This is a genomic window from Enterobacter sp. Ap-1006, from assembly GCF_011752835.1.
Taxonomy (GTDB): Bacteria; Pseudomonadota; Gammaproteobacteria; order Enterobacterales; family Enterobacteriaceae; genus Cedecea.
Map to the genome: position 1 here is coordinate 553,463 of NZ_VWWU01000001.1, position 22,204 is coordinate 575,666.

Here is a 22,204-nt window from a genome sequence, read left to right on the forward strand (position 1 = left end):
GGATGCGACTTTTAAACTGGCGACGCCAGGCCATAGTCAACGCGATGCCCGTGGTACGTGCCGGGCAAATTCGTACCCCGTGGAGCGAGTTTCTGCGGCGTTTTCGCCAGCAGCCCGTGGCGATGACTGCCGGGCTATTTGTGCTTTTGCTGATAGTGATTGCGCTCATAGCACCGTGGATTGCCCCCTTTGATGCGGAAAACTATTTCGATTACGACAGGCTGAACGACGGGCCGTCGATGCTGCACTGGTTTGGCGTTGATTCGCTCGGGCGGGATATTTTTAGTCGTGTGCTGGTCGGGGCGCAAATCTCGCTGGCCGCTGGCGTCTTTTCGGTGCTTATCGGCGCGCTAATCGGCACCTTCTTTGGCCTGCTGGCGGGCTATTACGAAGGTTGGTGGGACCGCATTATCATGCGAATCTGCGACGTGCTGTTTGCTTTCCCCGGTATTTTGCTGGCAATTGCGGTGGTGGCGGTGATGGGCAGCGGCATGACCAACGTGGTTATTGCGGTGGCGATTTTCAGTATTCCGGCCTTTGCCCGCCTGGTGCGCGGCAACACGCTGGTGCTGAAACAGCAAACTTTTATTGAGTCTGCTCGTAGCATTGGTGCCCCGGATGCGACTATCATCTTCCGGCATATTTTGCCGGGAACCGTTTCGTCAATTGTGGTGTATTTCACGATGCGCATCGGGACCTCGATTATTTCCGCCGCAAGCCTGTCATTTCTCGGCCTCGGGGCTCAGCCACCGACGCCGGAGTGGGGCGCTATGTTGAACGAGGCGAGGGCGGATATGGTGATTGCCCCGCATGTGGCTATTTTCCCGAGTCTTGCCATCTTTTTGACCGTGCTGGCGTTCAACTTGCTGGGGGATGGACTGCGGGACGCGCTGGATCCGAAAATTAAAGGCTAAGCTGAGTCAGTAGATTCGTTGCCCTGGAGTGAAGAAATGAGAAAAATAACCGGGGCACTTCTGCTAAGCCCGTTGCTGATTGCCACTGCCTGCCCGGCGGCCAACTGGTCGCTTGGCGCGCAGGGGGGCCTGTATCAAACCCCTTACCAAACCCGGCACCAGCTTCGCTGGGCGCTGCCCTACGTCGGCTACGACGGCAAAACCTGGTACCTCGACGGCACCGAAGCGGGCTATAACTTCATCAATACCGACACGCTGCTGCTGCGCGCTAAAGTCTATTACTACGATACCCTGTATCAGGCAGATACCGGGCAGACGCCCGCGCTGCGGGGGCTGAATAATCGACATAGCACGATGATGGGCGGCATGACGATGCAATACACCACGCCGATAGGCGCGTTCAGCGCGACAATTGCGGGCGACACGCTGGGCGTCAGCAACGGCCTAACGGCGAATACGGCCTATATTGCAATGGCGCAGTGGGGCGATTTCACGCTGGTGCCGGAAGCCGGAGTGGACTTCTCGAATGCGCAAAACACGCGCTATTACTATGGCGTTTCAGAGAAAGAGTCGGCAAAAACAGGCCTTGCGGCATGGCGGCCACAGGGCAGCATAGTGCCTTACGCGCAGCTGGCAATGAACTACGCCTGGACGCCGCTCTGGAACACGTGGGCGCAGTTCACCCAGCGTTTTTATCCGAGTGCTATCAGCGACAGCCCAATGGTGAATAAAAATAACCTGCGGGAGTTAACGGTGGGGATGAGTTATACGTTTTAAGTATTTTCGCCCCTCAGCCCAAAGGGGCGAGAGAAAACAAGGATAGAGGGGGGGGATTATTCCCTCTCCCTTGTGGGGAGAGGGTTAGGGTGAGGGGCAAACTAAACCACTGAACCCCACAGATCGTACTCATCCGCGTTTTCAACTTTCACACGGACAACGTCGCCTGGTTTCAGCTTGGTTTCGCCATTCAGGTAAACCGCGCCGTCGATTTCAGGGGCATCCGCCATGCTGCGGCCGATGGCGCCTTCTTCGTCCACTTCATCCACCATGACCAGAATCTCGCGGCCCACTTTTTCCTGCAGGCGCTCGGCAGAGATTTTCTGCTGCAGCTGCATAAAGCGGTTCCAGCGCTCCTCTTTCACTTCTTCCGGCACCTGGTCAGGCAGCTCGTTGGCGGTCGCGCCGTCAACCGGGCTGTATTTGAAGCAGCCCACGCGATCCAGGCGCGCTTCTTTCAGGAAGTCGAGCAGCATCTCGAAGTCTTCTTCGGTTTCACCCGGGAAGCCGACGATAAAGGTCGATCGCAGGGTCAGATCCGGGCAGATTTCACGCCACTGCTTGATGCGCTGCAGCTGACGATCCGCAGAACCAGGGCGCTTCATCAGCTTCAGAATGCGCGGGCTGGCGTGCTGCAGCGGGATGTCGAGGTACGGCAGAATCTTGCCTTCCGCCATCAGCGGGATCACATCGTCAACGTGCGGATACGGGTAAACGTAATGCAGACGCGTCCAGACGCCCAGCTTAGCCAACTGCTCACACAGGCTAACCATGCTGGTTTTGACCGGAGCGCCGTTCCAGAACCCGGTGCGGTGCTTAACGTCCACGCCGTAAGCGGAAGTATCCTGGGAGATCACCAGCAGCTCTTTCACGCCCGCTTCAACCAAACGTTTTGCCTCTGCCAGCACGTCGCCGATTGGGCGGCTGTCCAGATCGCCACGCATGGACGGGATAATGCAGAAGGTGCAGCGATGGTTGCAGCCTTCGGAAATTTTCAGATACGCGTAGTGACGCGGCGTCAGCTTCACGCCCTGTTCCGGCACCAGGCTCAGGAACGGGTTGTGCTGCGGTTTGGGCACGTAATGGTGAACGTGCTGCAGAACCTGCTCGTAGCTGTGTGGGCCGGTGATTTCCAGTACCTTCGGATGCACTTCGCGGATCTGATCTTCTTTTGCACCCAGGCAACCGGTGACAATCACCTTACCGTTTTCGTTCAGCGCTTCGCCGATGGCTTCCAGTGATTCCTGGACGGCGCTGTCGATGAAGCCGCAGGTGTTGACGATGACCATGTCGGCGTCGTCATAGCTTGGCACCACGTCATAGCCTTCGGTGCGCAGTTCAGTCAGGATGCGTTCGGAGTCCACGAGGTTTTTCGGGCAGCCGAGGGAGACAAACCCGATACGGGGTTGTTGGGTCACATTGCTCATAGCTTAAAAAGTGTTCAATTATTAGAAAGATTAGGGCAGGGATTCTACAGAGGTTGGGCGGGAATTTGTACTGGAGAATTGCAGTTTGCGTTAGACGTGATTTATTCCGCTTCGGTTTGCCCACCGCATACTCGGGCTTGCCCGGTAAATAGCATCAAATGCGAAAGATATTCGCTGCGAATCCCCATCCCTTGACCATACTTAATCTGTGGGTTAATGGGTAACCCACGAGGAGGATGCGCTATGTCCGGACGTACGCTCAAACACGACCTGCTGCAAAAGCTGCAGGTCGCGAAGGGGGAGATCGCCGCCTACCTGGCGTTGAGAAAGGCCAAAGGGTACATGTCTGTCAGCGAAAGCGAACAGCTGCGGACCCGCTTGCTGGATGTCTGCCACCGGAGCCGCGATGCCGCCTTTGTGCTGCAGGCGAGCCTGGCCGACGATGAAAAAGATGATTTTCGCCATGCCGTTGAGGCGTGTTCATCCGCCGCACTTTGCCTGATGAGCGGGCGTAAAGACTGCCCGCAATACATCGCGGTTGATGCGGCAAAGCTTGAAACCAGCCTGATGCAGCTCACCCGTAGCCTGAATGCACTGGCAGAACGCGGAAAGGCCATTGAAGCCTGACCCGAGCGCGGGGAGTCTGCCTGGCTCCCCGTTCTTAATGTTATGTAAAACCGGGCAGTCGATTATCTCCGGCGGCTACCCTTAAGGAATAGCCAAAACCAGGAGATTGCCATGCCGCCGTTCCCGTCCCGCACGCTTATTGCCGCCGCGCTACTTTTCTCTGCTTCTTATGCCCTGGCTGCCAAAACCAACGTTGAAGTCCTGCAAACCAACCTGTCCCACCCGTGGGCGCTGGACTTTTTACCGGATAACCAGGGCATGTTGATTACCCTGCGTGGCGGGGAGCTGCATCTGTGGCAGCAGGGCAAGGGACTGTCCGCGCCGATTAGCGGCGTGCCCGTTGTCTGGGCACACGGGCAGGGCGGTTTGCTGGATGTTGTGCTGGCCCCGGACTTTGCCAGCAGCCGCCGCGTGTGGCTTAGCTTTGCCGAAGGCGGCAGCGACAATAAAGCCGGTACTGCCGTCGGGTATGGAACGTTAAGCCGGGATCTGAAGCGGCTGGAAAACTTTAAGGTTGTGTTCCGCCAGACGCCAAAACTCTCCACCGGCAACCATTTCGGCGGACGCATGGCGTTTGACGGGCAAGGCCATGTGTTTATCGCGCTGGGGGAAAACAACGAGCGCGCTACGGCTCAGGATCTCGATAAGCTGCAGGGCAAAGTGGTGCGGCTTAATGCCGATGGTTCCGTCCCGCAGGATAACCCGTTTACAGGCAAACCAGGCGTCCGGCCTGAAATTTGGTCTTACGGGCACCGTAACCCGCAGGGATTAGCCATTAATCCGGCCAACGGCGAGCTGTGGCTAAACGAGCACGGGCCGAAAGGTGGCGATGAAATCAATATCCCGGCAGCCGGGAAAAACTACGGCTGGCCGCTGGCGACCTGGGGCATTAATTACAGCGGGCTTAAGATCCCCGAAGCCAAAGGAGGGGAAGTTGAAGACACCGAGCCGCCGATTCATTACTGGAAAGTCTCTCCTGCCATAAGCGGCATGGCGTTTTATTCGGCTGACACCTTCCCGCAGTGGAAAGGCAAGCTGTTTATCGGCGCACTCAAGGAAAAGAATCTGATTGAGCTAACGCTGGACGGCGACAAGGCGACGGCCGAACAGCGGCTGCTGGGGGATCGTAAAAAGCGTATTCGCGATGTGCGCGTCGGTCCGGACGGCTATCTGTATGTCCTGACCGACGAATCTGACGGCGAGCTGCTAAAAATCAGCCCGGCTGAAGGCTAAATCAGGTCAGCGGGATCATCACAATTTTCTTGAACGCCGGGCGCTGGGTCAGTTGCTGATACCAGCGTTGAAGATTTGGCACCGCATCCCACGGAATATCAAGGTTGAGCAGGCTGTAGATCTGCGGGCCAAAGGCGAGGTCGCCCAGACCAAAGGTTTCGCCACCCAGCCAGGGCTGTTTAGCCAGTTCCGCATCTGCAATCGCAAACAGCTTGTTGCAGGCCACAATGCTTTGCTCAATCAGCTTCTGATCGCGCTCTTCCGGCGGGGTTCTGACCAGGCTGGCGTACACCCCACGGTAGGGGCCAGCGACTGCCGTAGCGGACCAGTCCATCCATTTTTCACCTTTGGCACGTTCTGCCGGGGCATTTACCCACAGCGAATCGCGACCATATTCAGCCGCCAGGTAGCGCACGATGGTGTTGGATTCCCACAGCGTCAGCCCGTGTGCGTCGTCGTGAATGCACGGCACCAGGCCATTCGGGTTCATCGCCAGGTATTCAGCGTCGTGCGTCAGGCCAAATTTCCCGCCCGCGGGCACGGAGCGGTACGGCAGTTGCAGCTCTTCCAGACACCACAGCACTTTCTTCACATTGGTGGAGTTATCTCTGCCCCAAACGGTAATCATGGTGGTTCCTTTTTTTGCAGGTGGACATCGAGTATGCCCGGCTCCGGTCACGAAAACACCACTGTTTCTCAACCGAAGCTAAAAAAAATGGCGTGACGGCGGCAACTCGCGCAGATATCGAATAAACTTAAAAAACTTTACCAACTCTATGTTTCTTTAAGTGGATTCGTGCGTTATTACTCACACCCTGACTTTTGGGTGGCGGTGCGCACCGTGAATTTTTTAAGAATGGATACTCAGGTGGTTTTATGACGATCTTGCAAATGCCTGCAACACTACGTGGTTTAGTCGCAGGGACAACCCTGCTGCTGATGGCGGCTCCTGCGCTGAGCGCTGAGCAGACCGCAGATGCGCCCCAGGTCGATGGCAGAGCCTGGATTTTGATGGATTACGCCAGCGGGAAGGTGCTGGCGGAAGGAAATGCCGACGAAAAGCTCGATCCGGCAAGTCTGACCAAGCTGATGACCAGCTACGTGGTAGGACAGGCGCTGAAAGCAGGCAAGATTCACCTGACGGATATGGTGACTATCGGGAAAGATGCCTGGGCCACCGGTAACCCGGTGTTGCGCGGTTCTTCGCTGATGTTCCTGAAACCAGGCGATAAAGTCTCGGTGGAAGATCTGAACAAAGGCGTCATTATTCAGTCCGGGAACGACGCCAGCATTGCGATTGCCGACTATGTGGCGGGTAGCCAGGACTCGTTTGTCAGCCTGATGAACAACTACGCGCAGAAGCTCAAGCTCACCAACACCACCTTTAAAACTGTTCACGGCCTGGATGCTCCAGGGCAGTACAGCACCGCGCGCGACATGGCGCTGCTGGGCCAGGCGCTGATCCACGACGTGCCGGACGAGTACGCGGTACACAAAGAGAAAGAGTTCACCTTTAACAATATCAAGCAGCCGAACCGCAACCGCCTGCTGTGGAGCTCCAACCTAAACGTTGACGGCATGAAAACCGGCACCACCGTGGGCGCGGGCTATAACCTGGTCGCGTCGGCAACCTCCGGCGATATGCGCCTGATTTCCGTGGTGCTGGGGACAAAAACTGACCGCATTCGCTTCAACGAGAGCGAAAAGCTGCTGACCTGGGGCTTCCGCTTCTTCGAAACCGTAACGCCAATCAAACCTGACGCGACTTTTGTGACCCAGCGTGTCTGGTTTGGCGATAAGAGTGAAGTCAATCTGGGGGCAGGCGAGGGCGGCTCGGTGACCATTCCCCGTGGCCAGCTGAAAAACCTGAAAGCCAGCTTTACCCTGAATGAACCTCAGCTAACCGCGCCGCTGAAGAAAGGCCAGGCCGTCGGTACCATCGACTTCCTGCTGAACGGCAAATCCATTGAGCAGCGCCCGCTGCTGGTGATGGAGCCGGTTGAAGAGGGCGGCTTCTTCAGCCGCATGTGGGACTTTGTGCTGATGAAGCTCCACGGCTGGTTCGGGAGCTGGTTCTCTTAAGCGCTTACCACGTTAGCGTCAGGTTTTCCGCCGTGGCATAGTCTATAAACTCCGCGGCGGGAGGCCGGTTGGTAATAATCGTATCAAACGCCGTCAGCGGCCCCATGCAGGCGGCGCGAACCTTGCCAAACTTGGTGTCATCCACCACCAGAATATTACGCTGGGCCATGCTCAGCGCCCAATGCTTCACCGCCAGCTCATTCAAATTAAAGCAGGTTGCGCCGTAGCGCAGGTGGACGCCGGCCGCGGATAAAAAGGCGATATCCGGGCAGATATTTCCCAGGCACTCCTGGAAGTTAATCGGATTGAAAATCGCATTGCTGGCGTGAAACTCGCCGCCGCTTAAAATCACCCGGCAGTTCGGCTTCTCCTGCAGCGTCAGAAAAGTGTTGAGGGAATAGCACAGGCCAGTGAAAGGCAGATCGTCGTCAAGGGCGTCAATAATGTAAGGCGTGGTGGTGCCGCAGTCGAAGAACACGGTCTGGCGCGGGCGAACATGCTGCGCGGCGAGCCTGGCGGCGTGGCGTTTCTCTTCAACCTGGCGCGTTTTTTCATCGCTAAGCAGATAGTAGCTGGCCCCGGCGCTGCGAGGCTCCAGCACCACGTATCCCCCCAGCAGAACAACCTGACCCGGTTCGCTGTTAATGTCGCGGCGGATGGTCATTTCGGAGACGCCCAACAGCTGAGCGGCTTCTTTGAGATGAATTTTATCGCTGCGCTTCAGCGCCTGTAGCAGGCGGTTAATGCGCTCTTCACGGCGGGTTTCCATAGCGGCCTCTGAACATTAAAAAGCCCCGCTAAGCAGGGCTTTAGTTAATGCATATTACCTGTGGCGCACCGCTTAGTCACGCACCCAGCCTTTACGGATGGGGAGAGCGAAACAGTAGCGGTAAATCTGATGCAGTCGCTGGTGGATTTGTGGCCCGCGCAGGTTCCAGACTACCTGCGACAGCAGACAGGCGCTCATGCCGACCAGCAGGCCGCCGAGCATGTCCAGCGGCCAGTGCACGCCGAGATAGACTCGGGACCAGGCAATCGCGCAGCCGATCGCAAACAGCATCACGCCGGACCAGATGCGGTGCCAGCACAAAAATGCCAGGGCGAAGGTGAAGATTACCGTGCCGTGGTCGCTCGGGAAAGAATCATCCGGTGCATGATGCAGGAAGTTGTAGCCCAGCCCGACCACAAAAGGGCGAGGATGCGGGAACATATGACCGATGATCCACGACAGCGCCACGCTAATCACCAGCGCCATGCCGGTTTTGATCACCACCTGGCGCTGGGCCGGCATTTGTTTACGCTGGCCCCACAGCCAGAGCGCGACGATCAGCAGCGGGACGATACTGATCAGATCCCGGGCGAAGAAAATCGCCAGTTTTATCATCCACTCCGGTGATGACGGGGTGGCATTTATGAGCAAAAACAGATTCTGGTTGAGCGTTTCCATCATGACTTGTCCTGTGCTTTAACTGACCAGGTGGATATCGCGCCGTAAAGCACCACCTGGGTTAACCATACCCACCAACCTGCCCACAGGTTGTGGCTGAAAAAGTGCGCGCCGCGCATCACCTGGCCGTACCCCATTCCCAGGCCGAGAGAAACGCCAAGACCGAGTAAAAGCCACGCCAGACGCGGGCGTTCACGGTAAAACAAAAAAAACAGCGCCATAACGCCAAAGCCGCTGGAAGCATGGCCGCCGGGAAAACATCTTCCTGGCCCGCTGTCTGCCGGAGCGGGGCTGAAAAGCGGGTACGAGGCGGCATTCCCGCCGTACTCCACCAGGCTCCACGGGCAGGAGTGGTGGCTAAACCCTTTCAGAACGCCGACCGTTAATGCCCCAAGCCCAATGAGCAACGCCACTACCACCAGCCGTGGCTGACGACGCCAGAGTCCCCATAGCAGCGCGATAACCCCGCCTGCAATCACCAGGTCCTTTAACAGGCGGTGGTTGAGCAAATCCAGCCGCCGATCGTTTTGCAGCGGAAAACTGTGGCTGGCGGCATCAAACCAGAACCCGGTCAGCCAGCGATCCAGCTCTTCATTCCGGGAAAGCCAGCTAAAAACGGCAGCCAGTATTATCAGGATGCAAAGCTGGAAAAGATAGAAGCGGGACGGTAGTCGGTAAAGCAGTTTTGTCTTATTTACCGTTGGTTTAGGAAAATATTTCATCTTGTATTTGGCGAAGACCGTACTGACCTTAAATGCATGGCAGCAGAATATTCATCACAGATTAAGAAATCCTTAATAGAATTGAGGTATGATGTGCGCGGCTTTACACCCCGTGCTATTTGTCAGCCGTTGACTACCGCTGGTACGGGCAATTGAATACACTCTGCGCGTTTCTTTATCTTCTGAGTTCCTAATGCAACATAATACGATAGCTAACAAAACGTTAGGCCGTCAGGCGCTGCTGTTCCCGCTCTGCCTGGTGCTCTACGAATTCTCAACTTATATCGGCAATGACATGATCCAGCCGGGCATGCTGGCCGTGGTGGATCAGTTCCAGGCGGGCGTGGAATGGGTGCCGACCTCAATGACGGCTTACCTGGCGGGTGGGATGTTCCTGCAGTGGCTGCTCGGGCCGCTGTCTGACCGTATTGGCCGCCGCCCGGTGATGTTGACCGGCGTGGTCTGGTTTATTGTCACCTGCCTTGCAACGCTCCTGGCCCAGGATATTCAGCAGTTCACCTTCCTGCGTTTCCTGCAGGGCGTCAGCCTGTGCTTTATTGGCGCGGTGGGCTACGCCGCTATTCAGGAGTCGTTCGAAGAGTCGGTTTGCATCAAGATAACCGCGCTGATGGCTAACGTGGCGCTCATCGCGCCGCTGCTTGGGCCGCTGGTGGGCGCGGCGTGGATCCACGTCGCTCCGTGGGAAACGATGTTCGTGCTGTTTGCGCTGCTGGCCGCTATCTCTTTCTTTGGGCTGCACAAGGCGATGCCGGAAACCGCGACGCGTCTTGGCGAAAAGCTTTCGCTGAAAGAACTTGGGCATGACTACAAGCTGGTGCTGAAAAACCTGCGTTTTGTCTCGGGCGCGCTGGCTACGGGCTTTGTAAGCCTGCCGCTGCTGGCGTGGATTGCTCAGTCGCCGGTGATCATCATCAGCGGGGAGAATCTCAGCACTTATGAATACGGTCTGCTGCAGGTACCCATCTTTGGCGCACTGATCCTCGGTAACCTGGTCCTGGCCAAACTGACGTCCCGTCGTAGCGTGCGAAGCCTGATCATCATGGGCGGCTGGTGGATTGTGCCGGGGCTGATTGTTGCGGCAGTGGCTACGGTGGTTTCTTCTCATGCTTATTTGTGGATGACCGCTGGCCTGAGTCTGTACGCCTTTGGTATAGGCCTGGCGAATGCGGGTCTTGTGCGCCTGACGTTGTTTGCCAGCGAGATGAGTAAAGGCACGGTGTCGGCGGCGATGGGCATGCTGCAAATGCTGATCTTTACCGTCGGTATTGAGCTGAGCAAGCACGCCTACCAGTTCGGCGGCAACGGTCTGTTCAGCCTGTTTAACCTGCTGGGCGGGGTGGTCTGGCTTGGCCTGATGGTGTTGTTCCTGAAGGATAAAACTGTTGGGCAGGCAAGAGACGCCTGATTTTACCCTCACCCTAACCCTCTCCCTAAAAGGGAGAGGGGACAAAAGCAGGGTATTCCCCTTTCTAAAAGGGAGAGGGGCTAAAGATAAGGTAGTTCGATTATTTTGCAGCCCATTCCTGAACGGGAGTGGGGATAAAGCGGGATAAATCTGTTTTTTCACCCTCTCCCCGGTGGGGAGAGGGCTGGGGTAGGGAATTACTTAACCGCCATGCCAGGCTGAGCGCCGCTGTCCGGGCTCAGCAGGAAGATATCTTTCCCGCCAGGACCTGCGGCCATCACCATCCCCTCAGACACGCCAAAGCGCATCTTACGTGGGGCGAGGTTGGCCACCATCACGGTCAGGCGACCTTCCAGCTTAGACGGATCCGGGTAAGCGGTACGAATGCCGGAGAAGACGTTGCGTTTTTCGCCGCCGAGATCCAGCGTCAGGCGCAGCAGCTTGTCGGAGCCGTCCACGAATTCTGCTTTCTCAATCAGCGCAATGCGCATATCCACTTTTGCGAAGTCATCAAAGGTGATGGTCTCCTGAATCGGATCGTCAGCCAGCGGGCCGGTTACCGGCGCCGCATTCAGCGCTTTCACTTCTTCTTTAGACGCTTCCACCAGGGCTTCCACCTGTTTGGTTTCAATGCGGTTATACAGCGCCTTGAAGCTGTTTACCTTGTGGTTCAGCAGCGGAGTAGCGATGCTGTCCCAGCTCAGTTCAGCATTCAGGAAGGCTTCTGTACGCTCGGTGAGCGACGGCAGAACTGGCTTAAGCCAGGTCATCAGTACGCGGAACATATTCAGGCCCATGGTACAGATAGCCTGCAGGTCGGCATCGCGGCCTTCCTGCTTAGCCACAACCCACGGAGCCTGCTCGTCCACGTAGCGGTTAGCAATGTCCGCCAGCGCCATGATTTCGCGGATTGCACGGCCAAATTCGCGGCTGTCCCACGCTTCGCCGATGCTTTCTGCCGCGTCGGTGAAGGTTTTATACAGCTCTGCATCGGCAATCTCTGCGGCCAGCATGCCGTCAAAACGCTTGGCGATAAAGCCAGCGTTACGGGATGCCAGGTTTACGACTTTGTTGACGATATCGCTGTTCACGCGCTGCACGAAGTCTTCCAGGTTCAGGTCGATATCGTCGATGCGGGAAGAGAGCTTCGCGGTGTAGTAGTAGCGCAGGCTGTCGGCATCAAAGTGGTTCAGCCAGGTGCTGGCTTTGATAAAGGTGCCGCGAGACTTGGACATCTTCGCGCCGTTAACCGTCACATAGCCGTGAACAAACAGGTTAGTTGGCTTGCGGAAGTTGCTGCCTTCCAGCATGGCAGGCCAGAACAGGCTGTGGAAGTAAACGATATCTTTGCCGATGAAGTGATACAGCTCGGTGGTGGAATCTTTCTTCCAGTATTCGTCGAAGCTGGTGGTGTCGCCACGCTTGTCGCACAGGTTCTTAAAGGAACCCATGTAGCCGATTGGCGCATCCAGCCAGACGTAGAAGTATTTGCCCGGTGCGTTAGGGATTTCGAAGCCGAAGTAAGGCGCATCGCGGGAGATATCCCACTGCTGCAGACCTGATTCGAACCACTCCTGCATCTTGTTCGCCACCTGCTCCTGCAGCGCGCCGCTACGGGTCCATGCCTGCAGCATTTCGCTGAAGGACGGCAGGTCAAAGAAGAAGTGCTCGGAATCACGCATTTCAGGCGTCGCGCCGGACACCACGGATTTTGGATCGATAAGCTCAGTTGGGCTGTAGGTGGAGCCGCACACTTCGCAGTTATCGCCGTACTGGTCCGGGGCTTTACATTTCGGGCAGGTGCCTTTGACAAAACGGTCCGGCAGGAACATGCCTTTTTCCGGATCGTAGAGCTGAGAGATAGTGCGGTTTTTAATAAAACCGTTCTCTTTCAGACGGCCATAAATCAGCTCCGACAGCTCGCGGTTTTCGTCGCTGTGGGTGGAGTGATAGTTATCATAGCTGATGTTAAAGCCTGCAAAATCAGTCTGATGCTCCTGACTCATTTCGGCAATCATCTGCTCTGGGGTGATACCCAGCTGCTGCGCTTTCAGCATGATAGGCGTGCCGTGGGCGTCGTCTGCACAGATGAAGTTAACCTCGTTGCCGCGCATTCGTTGGTAACGGACCCAGACATCAGCCTGAATATGCTCCAGCATGTGACCGAGGTGGATTGAGCCGTTTGCGTACGGCAGGGCGCACGTTACCAATATTTTCTTCGCGGGTTGAGTCATAGTGGGAATTGCATCTTCTGATTTTAAAAAAGGGGACTTGATATTACCGGATTGGCAATTGTTTAGTAACCCCAAAGCCCGCAATAACCGCACATGAATAGGCGGCGTGGTTTCTGGTATGCTTAGCGTATTGCAATGTCCGATAAAAACATAAGGAGTCGGGATGAATTCGCAATCCCCGTCCAGCAAGTCCCCGGAACAGCTACGCGCGATGGTTGCCGGGACCCTGGCTAATTTTCAGCACCCTACCTTGAAACACAACCTCACCGCGCTGAAAGCGCTGCACCATGTCGCCATGCTTGACGACACGCTGCACGTTGAGCTGCAGATGCCGTTCGCCTGGCAAAGCGGATTTGACGCCCTGAAAGAGACCTGCAGTTCAGACCTGTTGCGGATCACCGGCGCAAAGGCAGTGGACTGGAAGCTAAGCCATCACATTGCCACGCTGAAGCGAGTGAAAAACCAGCCCGGCATTAACGGCGTTAAAAATATTATTGCCGTCAGCTCGGGTAAAGGCGGGGTGGGTAAATCGACGACCGCGGTAAATATGGCGCTGGCGCTGGCGGCCGAAGGGGCCAAAGTGGGCATTCTGGATGCCGATATTTACGGCCCGTCGATCCCAACCATGCTGGGGGCCGAACACGAGCGTCCAACCTCCCCGGACGGCAAGCACATGGCGCCGATCGTGGCGCACGGCCTGGCAACAAACTCGATCGGTTACCTCGTCACCGACGAAAACGCCATGGTGTGGCGCGGCCCGATGGCCAGCAAAGCGCTGATGCAAATGCTGCAGGAAACCCTGTGGCCGGATCTGGACTACCTGGTGATTGACATGCCGCCGGGCACCGGTGACATTCAGCTGACGCTGGCGCAAAACATTCCGGTTACCGGGGCGATGGTCGTGACCACGCCGCAGGACATCGCGCTGATCGACGCCCGTAAAGGGATCGTGATGTTCGAGAAAGTTGAGGTGCCGGTGGTAGGTATTGTCGAGAATATGAGTATTCATATCTGCAGTAACTGCGGTCACCAGGAGCCGATTTTCGGCACCGGCGGCGCGGAGAAGCTGGCGCAGCAGTATCACACCACGCTGCTGGGGCAGTTGCCGCTGCACATTACCCTGCGTGAAGACCTCGACGCCGGTAAGCCGACGGTCATTAATCGCCCGGAAAGCGACATCACTACGCTGTACCGCGACCTGGCGGGGCGCGTGGCGTCTCAGCTCTACTGGAACGGAGACGTGATCCCTGGCGAGATCGCCTTCAAAGCGGTGTAAAACGAGACGCCTCTCCCGTCATGGAGAGGCGTTTTTGTTTGCAAAAGTGAAACACCACTTTGTTGTGATTGAGGTTTGCAGGCGATGATAAGAATACTGGGTAAACGCTCATCAATTAACGTACGCAAAGTGCTGTGGACCTGCGAAGAGTCGGGGCTGGAATACCAGCAGGAAGATTATGGGAGCGGGTTCCGGTCGATTCAGTCTGCGGATTTCCTTGCCCTCAATCCCAATAGCCTGGTGCCGGTACTGCTGGATGACGATTTTGTACTGTGGGAGTCGAACAGCATCTGCCGTTATCTGGCGCGCAAAGCGGGACGGGAAGATCTGCTTCCTTCCACACCGCAAGGGGCGGCGGACGTCGAGCGCTGGATGGACTGGCAGGCAACGGAGTTTAACACGGCCTGGCGCTATGCGTTCATGGCTCTGGTGCGTAAGGATCCACGTTTTCAGGATGCGAATCAGATTCAGGAAAGCATTTCTGCCTGGACAGGTTGTGTGCAAATTCTCAATGAGCAACTTCAGAAAACCGGAGCATGGGTAACCGGCAGCCAGTTTACCCTCGCGGATATTGTCCTTGGCCTGTCGGTTAATCGCTGGAAGATGACGCCGTTCGCTCATCCTCAGATGGCGGAAATTGAGCGCTGGTATACCGCACTGAATCAGCGCCCGGCCTTTAGGCGTCATGGTAACAATGGCGTAGCGTAAGCAAAATTAGCCACGCTACCCTTTTCCTTGATTCTCTATTCAGTGACTGCCGGTGGGGGACTACCTCAACACAAAATGCATCAAATAGTATTCACCGTCCGGCCCCTCTCCTGGAGCCTCAATATGCCAGCCGTTACGTCGATAAAACTCAATCGCGTGTTCATTTCTCGCCAGGCACTTTAGCGAACCCGTTGCGGTAAATTCACTCTGCACTTTCTCCAGAAGCGCCTTTCCCGCGCCCGTTCCCTGATGTTCCGGGCTGACGAACAGGTTATGCAAAAAGTTATCCTGCACCCAGACGGAAGCGAAGCCGATGCGGTGGCCGTTATCTTCGGCTACCCAGATGCGTTCATCCTGAGTGGCGCTGTCAAAGTCTTCGAGCTGCCAGGCGCTGCCGTCGAGCCAGGGCCAGGCTTTGCGGCGGGCGTGAAGGTAAAGGGTGCGTAAGAAGGGACGATCGGATTCTTGCCAAAGTCGTAGGATCAAATGATTGCCTTTTAGGATGAAAGTTAGCCCATTGAGTCTACCCTTAAGCCTGAAGAGTGCCAATTCACCGCCGGTAAATTTAGCTCCGGCGGACAAATCCGCGCGGTTTTTGTTACAACGCGTTCGCTTCTCTATATACTGCCCGCTTTTGAGCCCTGAGATTGCCCCATGTTGAATAATGACGTACTGCTTAGCGTTCGCTACATGCTGAACCTGAATAACGATGGAATCGTTAAGATCCTTGCCCTGACCGGCACCGACGTCCCTGCGGAACAGATCGTTCCGTGGTTAAAGAAAGAAGACGAAGAAGGCTTTAAAGCCTGCCCGGATCTGATCATGGCGAACTTTCTTAACGGTTTGATCTACTTCAAACGCGGCAAAGACGAAAGCAAGCCGGAGCCGAAGCTTGAGCGTCGGATGACCAACAACATTATTCTGAAAAAGCTGCGTATCGCCTTTGAGCTGAAGTCTGACGACGTGCTGGAGATCCTGACCGCCCAGCAGTTCCGCATTTCTATGCCGGAAATTACCGCCATGATGCGTAACCCGGATCATAAAAACTACCGCGAGTGCGGCGATCAGTTCCTGCGCTACTTCCTGCGTGGTCTGACTCAGCGCCTGAAGCCTGCGAAAGCGGAATAGCAGTTAGAGACAGAAAGGGGATAACCGCCGTTATCCCCCTCAATAATATAGCCCCGAAATCAGTTCAGATGGGCACGTAACTCGCCTGCGGCCTGTGAAATGGCGGTACGCACTCCTGGCTCATCGCTGATGGCATTCAATAGACCGTAATCGTGGATCATGCCGTTATAGCGGGTCACGGTCACCGGTACGCCCGCTTCGTCTAGCTTCCGGCCAAAGGCTTCGCCTTCATCACGCAGGACGTCAAGCTCCGCTGTTTGAATCAGAGTAGGTGGCAGGCCTTTCAACTGCTCACGGCTGGCCTCCAGCGGTGAAGCCAGAATATTGTGGCGGTCGCTCTCTTTTGTGGTGTAGTTGTCCCAGAACCATTTCATCATGTTCTTACTGAGGAAATAGCCGTTTGAGAACTGGTTATAAGAGCCGGTATCAAAGCGCGCGTCGGTTACTGGCCACAGCATAACCTGGTAGCGAATCGCCGGGGTTTGCTGCGCTTTGGCCTGCAGGGCTACGGCGGCAACCATGTTACCGCCCACGCTGTTACCGGCCAGAGCAAGGCGACTGCCGTCTACACCAATTTCGCTTCCGTGTTCGGCCACCCAGCGTGTTGCTTCATAAGCCTGGTTGATGGCCACAGGGAAGTGCGCTTCCGGGGATGGGGTGTAGTTCACAAACACCGCCGCAGCGCCCGACTCAGAAACTAAATCGCGCACCAGGCGTTCATGAGTCTGGAAGTCACCCAGCACCCAGCCACCGCCGTGGAAGAACATAAATACCGGCAGTTTGCCGCTGGCATTTTGGGGCTTAACAATGGTGAGCGTTAGCGGCTTGCCGCCAACGGTAATTGTCTTTTCAGAGATATCAGCGGGGGGAAGTTTGGCGCCTTTTTGAGCATCGATCAGGACCTGGCGGGCGGCCTGGGGAGAAAGTTGCTCGATGGGTTTGCCCCCGCCGCTGTTTAAAACAGAGAGAAACTTACTCACGCCGACGGTCGGGGTCGGTGCGTCGGCGGCAAAAGCAGGGGCCAGGCCGGAAGCGGCTAACGTCATGGCGATCAGTAATGAACGTGGCATATTATCTCCTTTGCGATTGTATCGCGTGCTATTTAGTTGGTTGTGGATTATCGTTGTTGGGTGTTGGCGGTAATGAATTTAAATAGGGCGCTATGTTATTGCAAGCTATTTAATCGCAAATTAATATGGAGTGATGTTTACTCATTGATTTTTAAAATGAAGTATTTTTATGGGGCGGTCAGTACAGCGTAGCCTCCCGTATCATCTCGATAAGTCTCCGCAAGCCGGGATGGAGCTGCCTGCGGCTGGGGTAATACATCACCATCGGTTCATCTTCACACACCCATTCCGGAATAACCTGCACCAGCTGCCCGCTCTCCAGCAGCGGCCGCACTCGCACATCCAGGCAATACGCCAGCCCGAAGCCGTTCAGGGCGGTATCAATGATCATTTCGCTTTCATTGAGGATCAGCGAGCCGGGCACATCCAGCGCCAGCGCCTCTTTGCCCCGGTTAAGCTCCCATTTATACAGCGTGCCGTTGCCGAGCCGCATCCGGATGCACTGGTGCTGAAAGAGATCGTCCGGGTGGTTCAGTGGGAGGTGCGCGCTATGGTTTAAATACTGCGGCGAGGCCACCACAATCCACCTAAGCTTGCGCGTCACGGGCATCGCAATCATGTCTTTAGGGACGCTCTCCCCGTAGCGAATCCCGGCGTCGTAGCCGCTGCCGATAATATCAACCAGCGTGTTATCGACGGTAATTTCCATCTGCAGCCGGGGGTACATCGCCATAAATTTTGCCAGTACGGGCGCAAACAGCAGCTGGGCGGCATCTCGCGGGATATTGATCCGCAGCCGTCCGACCGGGGATTCGCGGTAATGATCCAGCTCATCAAGCGCCATACGGATATGGGAAAACCCGGTTTCCAGATGCCCAAGCAGCGCTTCACCGGCGTCGGTAGGCACAACGGAGCGGCTGGTGCGGTTAAGCAGGCGCACCCCAAGTCGCTCCTCCAGCCCGCGCATCGTGTGGCTTAGCGCAGAGGTAGACACGCCCAGCTCAGAGGCGGCAAGGCGGAAGCTTTTCCGGCGGCAGATGGTCAAAAAAACGTTGAGATCGGCGAGTTCGCCACGGACCGGAACCGGCATAAAAGGGGCCTCTGTCATCAAGGGTTCGTTGAAATTAATTCAACTTAACATGAGTTACAATTGGTTCACAGAACAGACAGGGGTAAATCATGGCAATCGAAACAATTCACATCGCGGGCATCTCTGAGCCCGTCAGCCGTATCGGCCTGGGCACGTGGGCCATTGGCGGCAGCATGTGGGGCGGCAGCAACGACGGGCAGTCGATAGCGACGCTGCACGAGGCGCTTGAGCGCGGCATCAACCTTATTGATACCGCGCCGGTGTACGGCTTTGGGCATTCCGAAGAGGTGGTGGGCAAAGCGCTGGTGGGCCGCCGGGACAAAGCGATTATTGCCACCAAAGTGGCGCTGGACTGGGACGACGCCGGGCGGGTGACGCGTAATTCCACGCCGCAGCGCATTCGTCAGGAAATTGAAGACTCGCTTCGCCGCCTGCAAACGGATTATATCGACCTGTACCAGGTACACTGGCCTGACGATTTAGTGGCGATAGACGAAACCGCGCGCGTGCTGGAAACGCTGCATCAGCAAGGGAAATTCCGCGCCCTCGGCGTCAGCAACTATTCCCCAGCGCAAATGGACAGATTCCGCAGCGCCGCGCCGCTGGCAACCATGCAGCCACCGCTCAACCTGTTTGAACGCGGCGCGACAGAAACGGATCTTCTGCCCTATGCGAAATACCATCAGATGGTGGTGCTGGCCTACGGCGCGATTTGTCGGGGCTTGCTGTCCGGCCGCATGACGCCGGAAACCGCGTTTGGCGAAGGCGACCTGCGCAGCTTTGATCCGAAATTCCAGCCGCCGCGCTTTGCGCAGTATCTGGCCGCAGTCGAAGAATTGAAAGCGTTTGCTGCAGAGCGCTACGGCAAGAGCGTGATGGCCCTGGCACTGCGCTGGGTGCTGGATGCCGGCCCAACCATTGCGCTGTGGGGCGCTCGTCGTCCTGAACAGCTCAACGGGGTGGAAGACGTGTCCGGCTGGACGTTGACCGCCGAAGATAAATGCGATATTGATCACATTTTATCCAGACATATTAGCACCCCGCTGGGGGCCGAATTTATGGCACCTCCGCACCGGAAAACATCGCTTTAGTTCTCTCCCGCGCCCCGCTGAATCGCGCCGGGGCGTATTTTGTTGTTCACCTGCACAAGTCAAAAAAACTATGTCATCACTGAATGAACAAACCCTGGAACAGGGGGCCGAGACGGTTTCCCTGTCGCGAGCGGGGCTGCTAAAAGCGCTGTTCGCGCTCGGCATGGGCGGCTTCGCCATCGGTACCGGCGAATTCGTCATCATGGGACTGCTACCCGATGCCGCAAACGGGCTGCACGTTTCTATTCCTTCTGCAGGCCACCTGATCAGCATTTATGCGCTGGGCGTGGTGGTTGGCGCTCCGCTGCTGGCGGTGCTGGGTGCCCGCATGGCGAGGCGTGACTTTCTGATTGCCCTGATGGCGATGTTTGCCGTTGGCAACCTGTTGAGCGCTTTTGCACCAGGCTACTACTCCATGATGCTGGCGCGCTTCCTGGCCGGTTTCCCGCACGGCACGTTCTTTGGCGTCGCGGCTTTGCTGGCGGCAAGCCTTGTGGAGCGTTCGAAGCGGGCGCAGGCGGTGTCGATGGTGCTGCTCGGCCTGACGATAGCCAACTTGCTGGGCGTGCCCGCCGTGGCGGCCATTGGGCAGCTGTTCGGCTGGCGCAGCGCGTTTGCTATCGTGGGCGGGCTTGCCGTGCTGACGCTGATTCTGGTGTGGATCTGGGTGCCGTGGCATGCCGGGGACAAAGACGCCAGCCCTCTGCGTGAGCTGACCGCGTTGACCCGCAAGCAGGTGCTGCTGACGCTGGCTATCGGCGCGATTGGCAGCGGCGGAATGTTCTCCGTCTTCAGCTACGTTAAGCCAACGATGCTGGAGCTGGCGCATCAGTCGGTAGGCATGATCCCGGTGATCCTGTCGATGTTCGGCCTGGGCATGATTGTCGGCAATATCGTCGGCGGCCGCCTGGCGGATCGCGGGCTGGAGAAAACCGTTCGCCTGCTGCTGATTTGGGCGATTCTGGTGCTTAGCGCGTACGTTTACACCTCCCACTATCCGTGGCTGGGCGCGGTCACCGTGATGCTGGTTGGCACAATGGTGTCGCTTTCTTCGGTGCTGCAAATTCGCCTGATGGACGTGGCCGGTGACGCGCAAACTATGGCGGCGGCGATGAACCACTCGGCGTTCAACATTGCCAACGCGTTAGGCGCCTGGCTTGGTGGGGTGACCATTTCCGCAGGCTTTGGCTGGGAGTCCACCGGCTGGGTCGGGGCAATTCTGGCGGTCTTCGGCCTGCTGATCCACACCTGGGCGGTTATTGACGCCAAAAAACATCCGCCGTTAGCACATTGAGGTTTTCACCGTGACAGTCAGTTTAGTTCTTGCAGAAGCGCTGCTCGCCGGCGTCAAAACGGCGGTGGAGGCCCACCGCTTTCCTCCGGTTTCCGTGGTGGTGCTGGACAGCGGCGGCCACCTGACGGCCTTTGCCCGCATGGACGGGACATTCCTGGCCACCATTGATATCGCTATGCGCAAAGCGCGTACGGCGGTGCTGTTCCAGGCCAATAGCGAAGATGTCGGCGCTAATTTGCACCCGAACGGCCCGGCGTATTCGCTGGAAAACAGCAACGGTGGGCTGGTGGGCATTGACGGCGGTATCCCGCTGCGCAACGCGGAGGGCGCGGTTATTGGCGCGATTGGCGTGTCGGGGGCCACGAAAGAGCAGGATGGGCAAATTGCTGCTTTTGCCGTAGAAGCGGTGTTTGGTCGCCGAGCTTAATGACAGAAAAGGAGCGAATTTCGCTCCTTTTTTTACCTTATTTTGGCTGAAAATACGGTCCTTTCGTCACAGAATCGCGCACGATCATCTCAGAACTGTACAAGTTATCCCGTGAGAAATAGCCGCCGTCCAGCATCGCCGTCAGGCGGTTAATCACTTCATGGATCATCTCGCTCACCGGCTCTTTCACGCTCGACAGCGGCGGGGTGAGAAAAGCCCCGGTCGGGACATTATCAAAGCCAATAACCGACACATCGCGCGGCACCGACAGGCCCGACTGGCCGAGCCTGCTGATAGCGCCGATAGCCATGTCATCGTTGCTGGCGACCAGAGCGCTAAAATCTGGTTTCGCTGAGAGCAGCGTTTCTACCGCCGCCGACCCGCTGGCAGGCGTCCATTTTCCGGTGGCGATAAGCTCGTCCCGGACCGGCAGCCCGGCCTGTTCCAGCGCTTCGCGGTAGCCAGACAGTCGCTCTCTCGCCGTGGGGGAGTCGAGGACGCCGGTGATAAAGGCGATATCCCGGTGGCCCTGGTCAATCAGGTAGCGCGTGGCCTTGAAGCTGGAGCCTTTGTGATCGCAGCAAATGCAGTGGCTCTGGTGTTTACGCAGCTTGCGGTTCATCACCATGATCGGCTGCTTATGCTGCTCAATCAGCGCATCCATCTCATCCACGCTTAAAAAACGCGGGTAAATGATCACCGCGTCACAGTGCAAATCGAGCAGAAACTGCACGGCAGCCTGCTCTTCCTGGGCGCTGTGTTTGCCGTCGACCAGAATCAGCTGCCGCCCGCTGGCTTCGAGCTTTAGCGCAGCCTGGGAAAGCAGTTCGCTAAAATAGTTCCCGCTGTACAACGTGTTGGTCACCACCAGGCCGATATAGCCTGATTTGCTGGTCGCCAGATTGCGTGCCAGCAGATTAGGGCGATATCCCGTTTCCTGAATGGCCTGGTACACCTGCGTTTTAGTGGCCTCGCTCACGTAGCCCTTGCCCGACAACACGCGCGAAACGGTCGCCTTTGATACGCCTGCTTTTTTCGCCACTTCCTGCATCGTCGACATAAAGGCTTCTCGTAAGTTCGTCATTTCTGACCATTTTACACTTTTCGCGGCCAGGGCGCAGCGCAGCCTGTATTTCGATGTAAATCACAAAAATCGATCTCAATAAAAATAATCATTGTGATCTAATTTTCAACTACACATGATTATGTGGAACCGGTTACCTACAAAATC

Annotated in this window: 22 protein-coding genes; 12 read left to right on the forward strand and 10 right to left on the reverse strand. The window is 56.6% G+C overall.

Annotated features, from left to right (window positions below; genetic code table 11):
• Positions 1-2 precede the first annotated feature (2 nt).
• Both gsiD and F3J28_RS02540 read left to right on the forward strand, forming a co-directional pair.
• On the forward strand, positions 3-914 hold the full coding sequence (gene gsiD / locus F3J28_RS02535) for a glutathione ABC transporter permease GsiD (RefSeq protein WP_166872391.1): 912 nt from the start codon (positions 3-5) through the stop codon (positions 912-914).
• 36 nt (positions 915-950) lie between these two features.
• Positions 951-1,691, forward strand: coding sequence for a MipA/OmpV family protein (locus F3J28_RS02540; RefSeq protein WP_166872394.1), 741 nt, complete (start codon positions 951-953; stop codon positions 1,689-1,691).
• A gap of 101 nt (positions 1,692-1,792) precedes the next feature.
• Here the strand turns inward: F3J28_RS02540 and rimO are convergent, their stop codons facing one another.
• Complete coding sequence (gene rimO / locus F3J28_RS02545; RefSeq protein WP_008455208.1) at positions 1,793-3,118, reverse strand: 30S ribosomal protein S12 methylthiotransferase RimO; 1,326 nt, start codon at positions 3,116-3,118, stop codon at positions 1,793-1,795.
• A 243-nt stretch (positions 3,119-3,361) separates the two neighbouring features.
• Between rimO and F3J28_RS02550 the strand changes: the two genes are divergently transcribed.
• Both F3J28_RS02550 and F3J28_RS02555 read left to right on the forward strand, forming a co-directional pair.
• Positions 3,362-3,745 carry a biofilm formation regulator BssR gene (locus tag F3J28_RS02550; protein ID WP_166872396.1) on the forward strand — a complete coding sequence of 128 codons (384 nt, stop codon included), beginning with the start codon at positions 3,362-3,364 and terminating at the stop codon, positions 3,743-3,745.
• A gap of 111 nt (positions 3,746-3,856) precedes the next feature.
• A complete protein-coding gene (locus tag F3J28_RS02555; RefSeq protein ID WP_166872399.1) occupies positions 3,857-4,978 on the forward strand; it encodes a PQQ-dependent sugar dehydrogenase in 1,122 nt (373 codons plus the stop codon).
• Position 4,979: 1 nt separating this feature from the next.
• Here F3J28_RS02555 and F3J28_RS02560 read toward each other — a convergent pair whose 3' ends face one another.
• Positions 4,980-5,606: a glutathione S-transferase family protein gene (locus F3J28_RS02560; RefSeq protein ID WP_166872402.1), complete on the reverse strand. Its 627-nt coding sequence runs from the start codon at positions 5,604-5,606 to the stop codon at positions 4,980-4,982.
• A gap of 248 nt (positions 5,607-5,854) precedes the next feature.
• On the opposite strand from F3J28_RS02560, the gene dacC reads away from it, so the two are divergent.
• A complete protein-coding gene (gene dacC, locus F3J28_RS02565) occupies positions 5,855-7,060 on the forward strand; it encodes a serine-type D-Ala-D-Ala carboxypeptidase (RefSeq protein WP_008455204.1) in 1,206 nt (401 codons plus the stop codon).
• A gap of 4 nt (positions 7,061-7,064) precedes the next feature.
• Here the strand turns inward: dacC and deoR are convergent, their stop codons facing one another.
• The 3 genes from deoR to F3J28_RS02580 all read right to left on the reverse strand — a co-directional run bounded on the left by deoR (position 7,065) and on the right by F3J28_RS02580 (position 9,229).
• Positions 7,065-7,829, reverse strand: coding sequence for a DNA-binding transcriptional repressor DeoR (gene deoR / locus F3J28_RS02570; RefSeq protein WP_166872404.1), 765 nt, complete (start codon positions 7,827-7,829; stop codon positions 7,065-7,067).
• A gap of 72 nt (positions 7,830-7,901) precedes the next feature.
• Positions 7,902-8,510 (reverse strand): undecaprenyl-diphosphate phosphatase, encoded by a 609-nt coding sequence (gene ybjG / locus F3J28_RS02575; protein WP_166872407.1) that lies wholly within the window; start codon positions 8,508-8,510, stop codon positions 7,902-7,904.
• Entirely contained in the window at positions 8,507-9,229 is a 723-nt protein-coding gene (locus F3J28_RS02580; RefSeq protein ID WP_166872410.1) for a phosphatase PAP2 family protein, read from the reverse strand. The genes ybjG and F3J28_RS02580 overlap by 4 nt, the downstream gene beginning before the upstream one ends.
• Positions 9,230-9,422: 193 nt before the next feature.
• Between F3J28_RS02580 and F3J28_RS02585 the strand changes: the two genes are divergently transcribed.
• On the forward strand, positions 9,423-10,655 hold the full coding sequence (locus tag F3J28_RS02585) for an MFS transporter (protein ID WP_166872413.1): 1,233 nt from the start codon (positions 9,423-9,425) through the stop codon (positions 10,653-10,655).
• A 197-nt stretch (positions 10,656-10,852) separates the two neighbouring features.
• Here the strand turns inward: F3J28_RS02585 and metG are convergent, their stop codons facing one another.
• Positions 10,853-12,889 carry a methionine--tRNA ligase gene (gene metG / locus F3J28_RS02590; RefSeq protein WP_166872416.1) on the reverse strand — a complete coding sequence of 679 codons (2,037 nt, stop codon included), beginning with the start codon at positions 12,887-12,889 and terminating at the stop codon, positions 10,853-10,855.
• Between the two features lie 163 nt (positions 12,890-13,052).
• Between metG and apbC the strand changes: the two genes are divergently transcribed.
• On the forward strand, positions 13,053-14,165 hold the full coding sequence (gene apbC, locus F3J28_RS02595; RefSeq protein ID WP_166872419.1) for an iron-sulfur cluster carrier protein ApbC: 1,113 nt from the start codon (positions 13,053-13,055) through the stop codon (positions 14,163-14,165).
• Between the two features lie 84 nt (positions 14,166-14,249).
• Positions 14,250-14,873: a glutathione S-transferase family protein gene (locus tag F3J28_RS02600; protein ID WP_166872422.1), complete on the forward strand. Its 624-nt coding sequence runs from the start codon at positions 14,250-14,252 to the stop codon at positions 14,871-14,873.
• Between the two features lie 60 nt (positions 14,874-14,933).
• Here F3J28_RS02600 and F3J28_RS02605 read toward each other — a convergent pair whose 3' ends face one another.
• Complete coding sequence (locus F3J28_RS02605) at positions 14,934-15,359, reverse strand: GNAT family N-acetyltransferase (protein WP_166872425.1); 426 nt, start codon at positions 15,357-15,359, stop codon at positions 14,934-14,936.
• A 168-nt stretch (positions 15,360-15,527) separates the two neighbouring features.
• Between F3J28_RS02605 and F3J28_RS02610 the strand changes: the two genes are divergently transcribed.
• Positions 15,528-16,001 carry a YehS family protein gene (locus F3J28_RS02610; RefSeq protein ID WP_008455188.1) on the forward strand — a complete coding sequence of 158 codons (474 nt, stop codon included), beginning with the start codon at positions 15,528-15,530 and terminating at the stop codon, positions 15,999-16,001.
• Between the two features lie 59 nt (positions 16,002-16,060).
• Here F3J28_RS02610 and F3J28_RS02615 read toward each other — a convergent pair whose 3' ends face one another.
• The gene (locus F3J28_RS02615) at positions 16,061-17,071 is read right to left on the reverse strand and encodes an alpha/beta hydrolase (RefSeq protein WP_166872428.1); all 1,011 of its coding nucleotides are present in this window, start codon (positions 17,069-17,071) and stop codon (positions 16,061-16,063) included.
• Between the two features lie 178 nt (positions 17,072-17,249).
• The gene (locus tag F3J28_RS02620) at positions 17,250-18,179 is read right to left on the reverse strand and encodes a LysR family transcriptional regulator (RefSeq protein WP_205247065.1); all 930 of its coding nucleotides are present in this window, start codon (positions 18,177-18,179) and stop codon (positions 17,250-17,252) included.
• A 71-nt stretch (positions 18,180-18,250) separates the two neighbouring features.
• Between F3J28_RS02620 and F3J28_RS02625 the strand changes: the two genes are divergently transcribed.
• The 3 genes from F3J28_RS02625 to F3J28_RS02635 all read left to right on the forward strand — a co-directional run bounded on the left by F3J28_RS02625 (position 18,251) and on the right by F3J28_RS02635 (position 20,973).
• Entirely contained in the window at positions 18,251-19,252 is a 1,002-nt protein-coding gene (locus F3J28_RS02625; RefSeq protein WP_166872431.1) for an aldo/keto reductase, read from the forward strand.
• A 70-nt stretch (positions 19,253-19,322) separates the two neighbouring features.
• The gene (locus tag F3J28_RS02630; RefSeq protein WP_166872434.1) at positions 19,323-20,546 is read left to right on the forward strand and encodes an MFS transporter; all 1,224 of its coding nucleotides are present in this window, start codon (positions 19,323-19,325) and stop codon (positions 20,544-20,546) included.
• A gap of 10 nt (positions 20,547-20,556) precedes the next feature.
• A complete protein-coding gene (locus tag F3J28_RS02635) occupies positions 20,557-20,973 on the forward strand; it encodes a GlcG/HbpS family heme-binding protein (protein ID WP_166872437.1) in 417 nt (138 codons plus the stop codon).
• Between the two features lie 37 nt (positions 20,974-21,010).
• Here F3J28_RS02635 and F3J28_RS02640 read toward each other — a convergent pair whose 3' ends face one another.
• The gene (locus F3J28_RS02640) at positions 21,011-22,033 is read right to left on the reverse strand and encodes a LacI family DNA-binding transcriptional regulator (protein ID WP_166874384.1); all 1,023 of its coding nucleotides are present in this window, start codon (positions 22,031-22,033) and stop codon (positions 21,011-21,013) included.
• Positions 22,034-22,204: the final 171 nt, after the last annotated feature.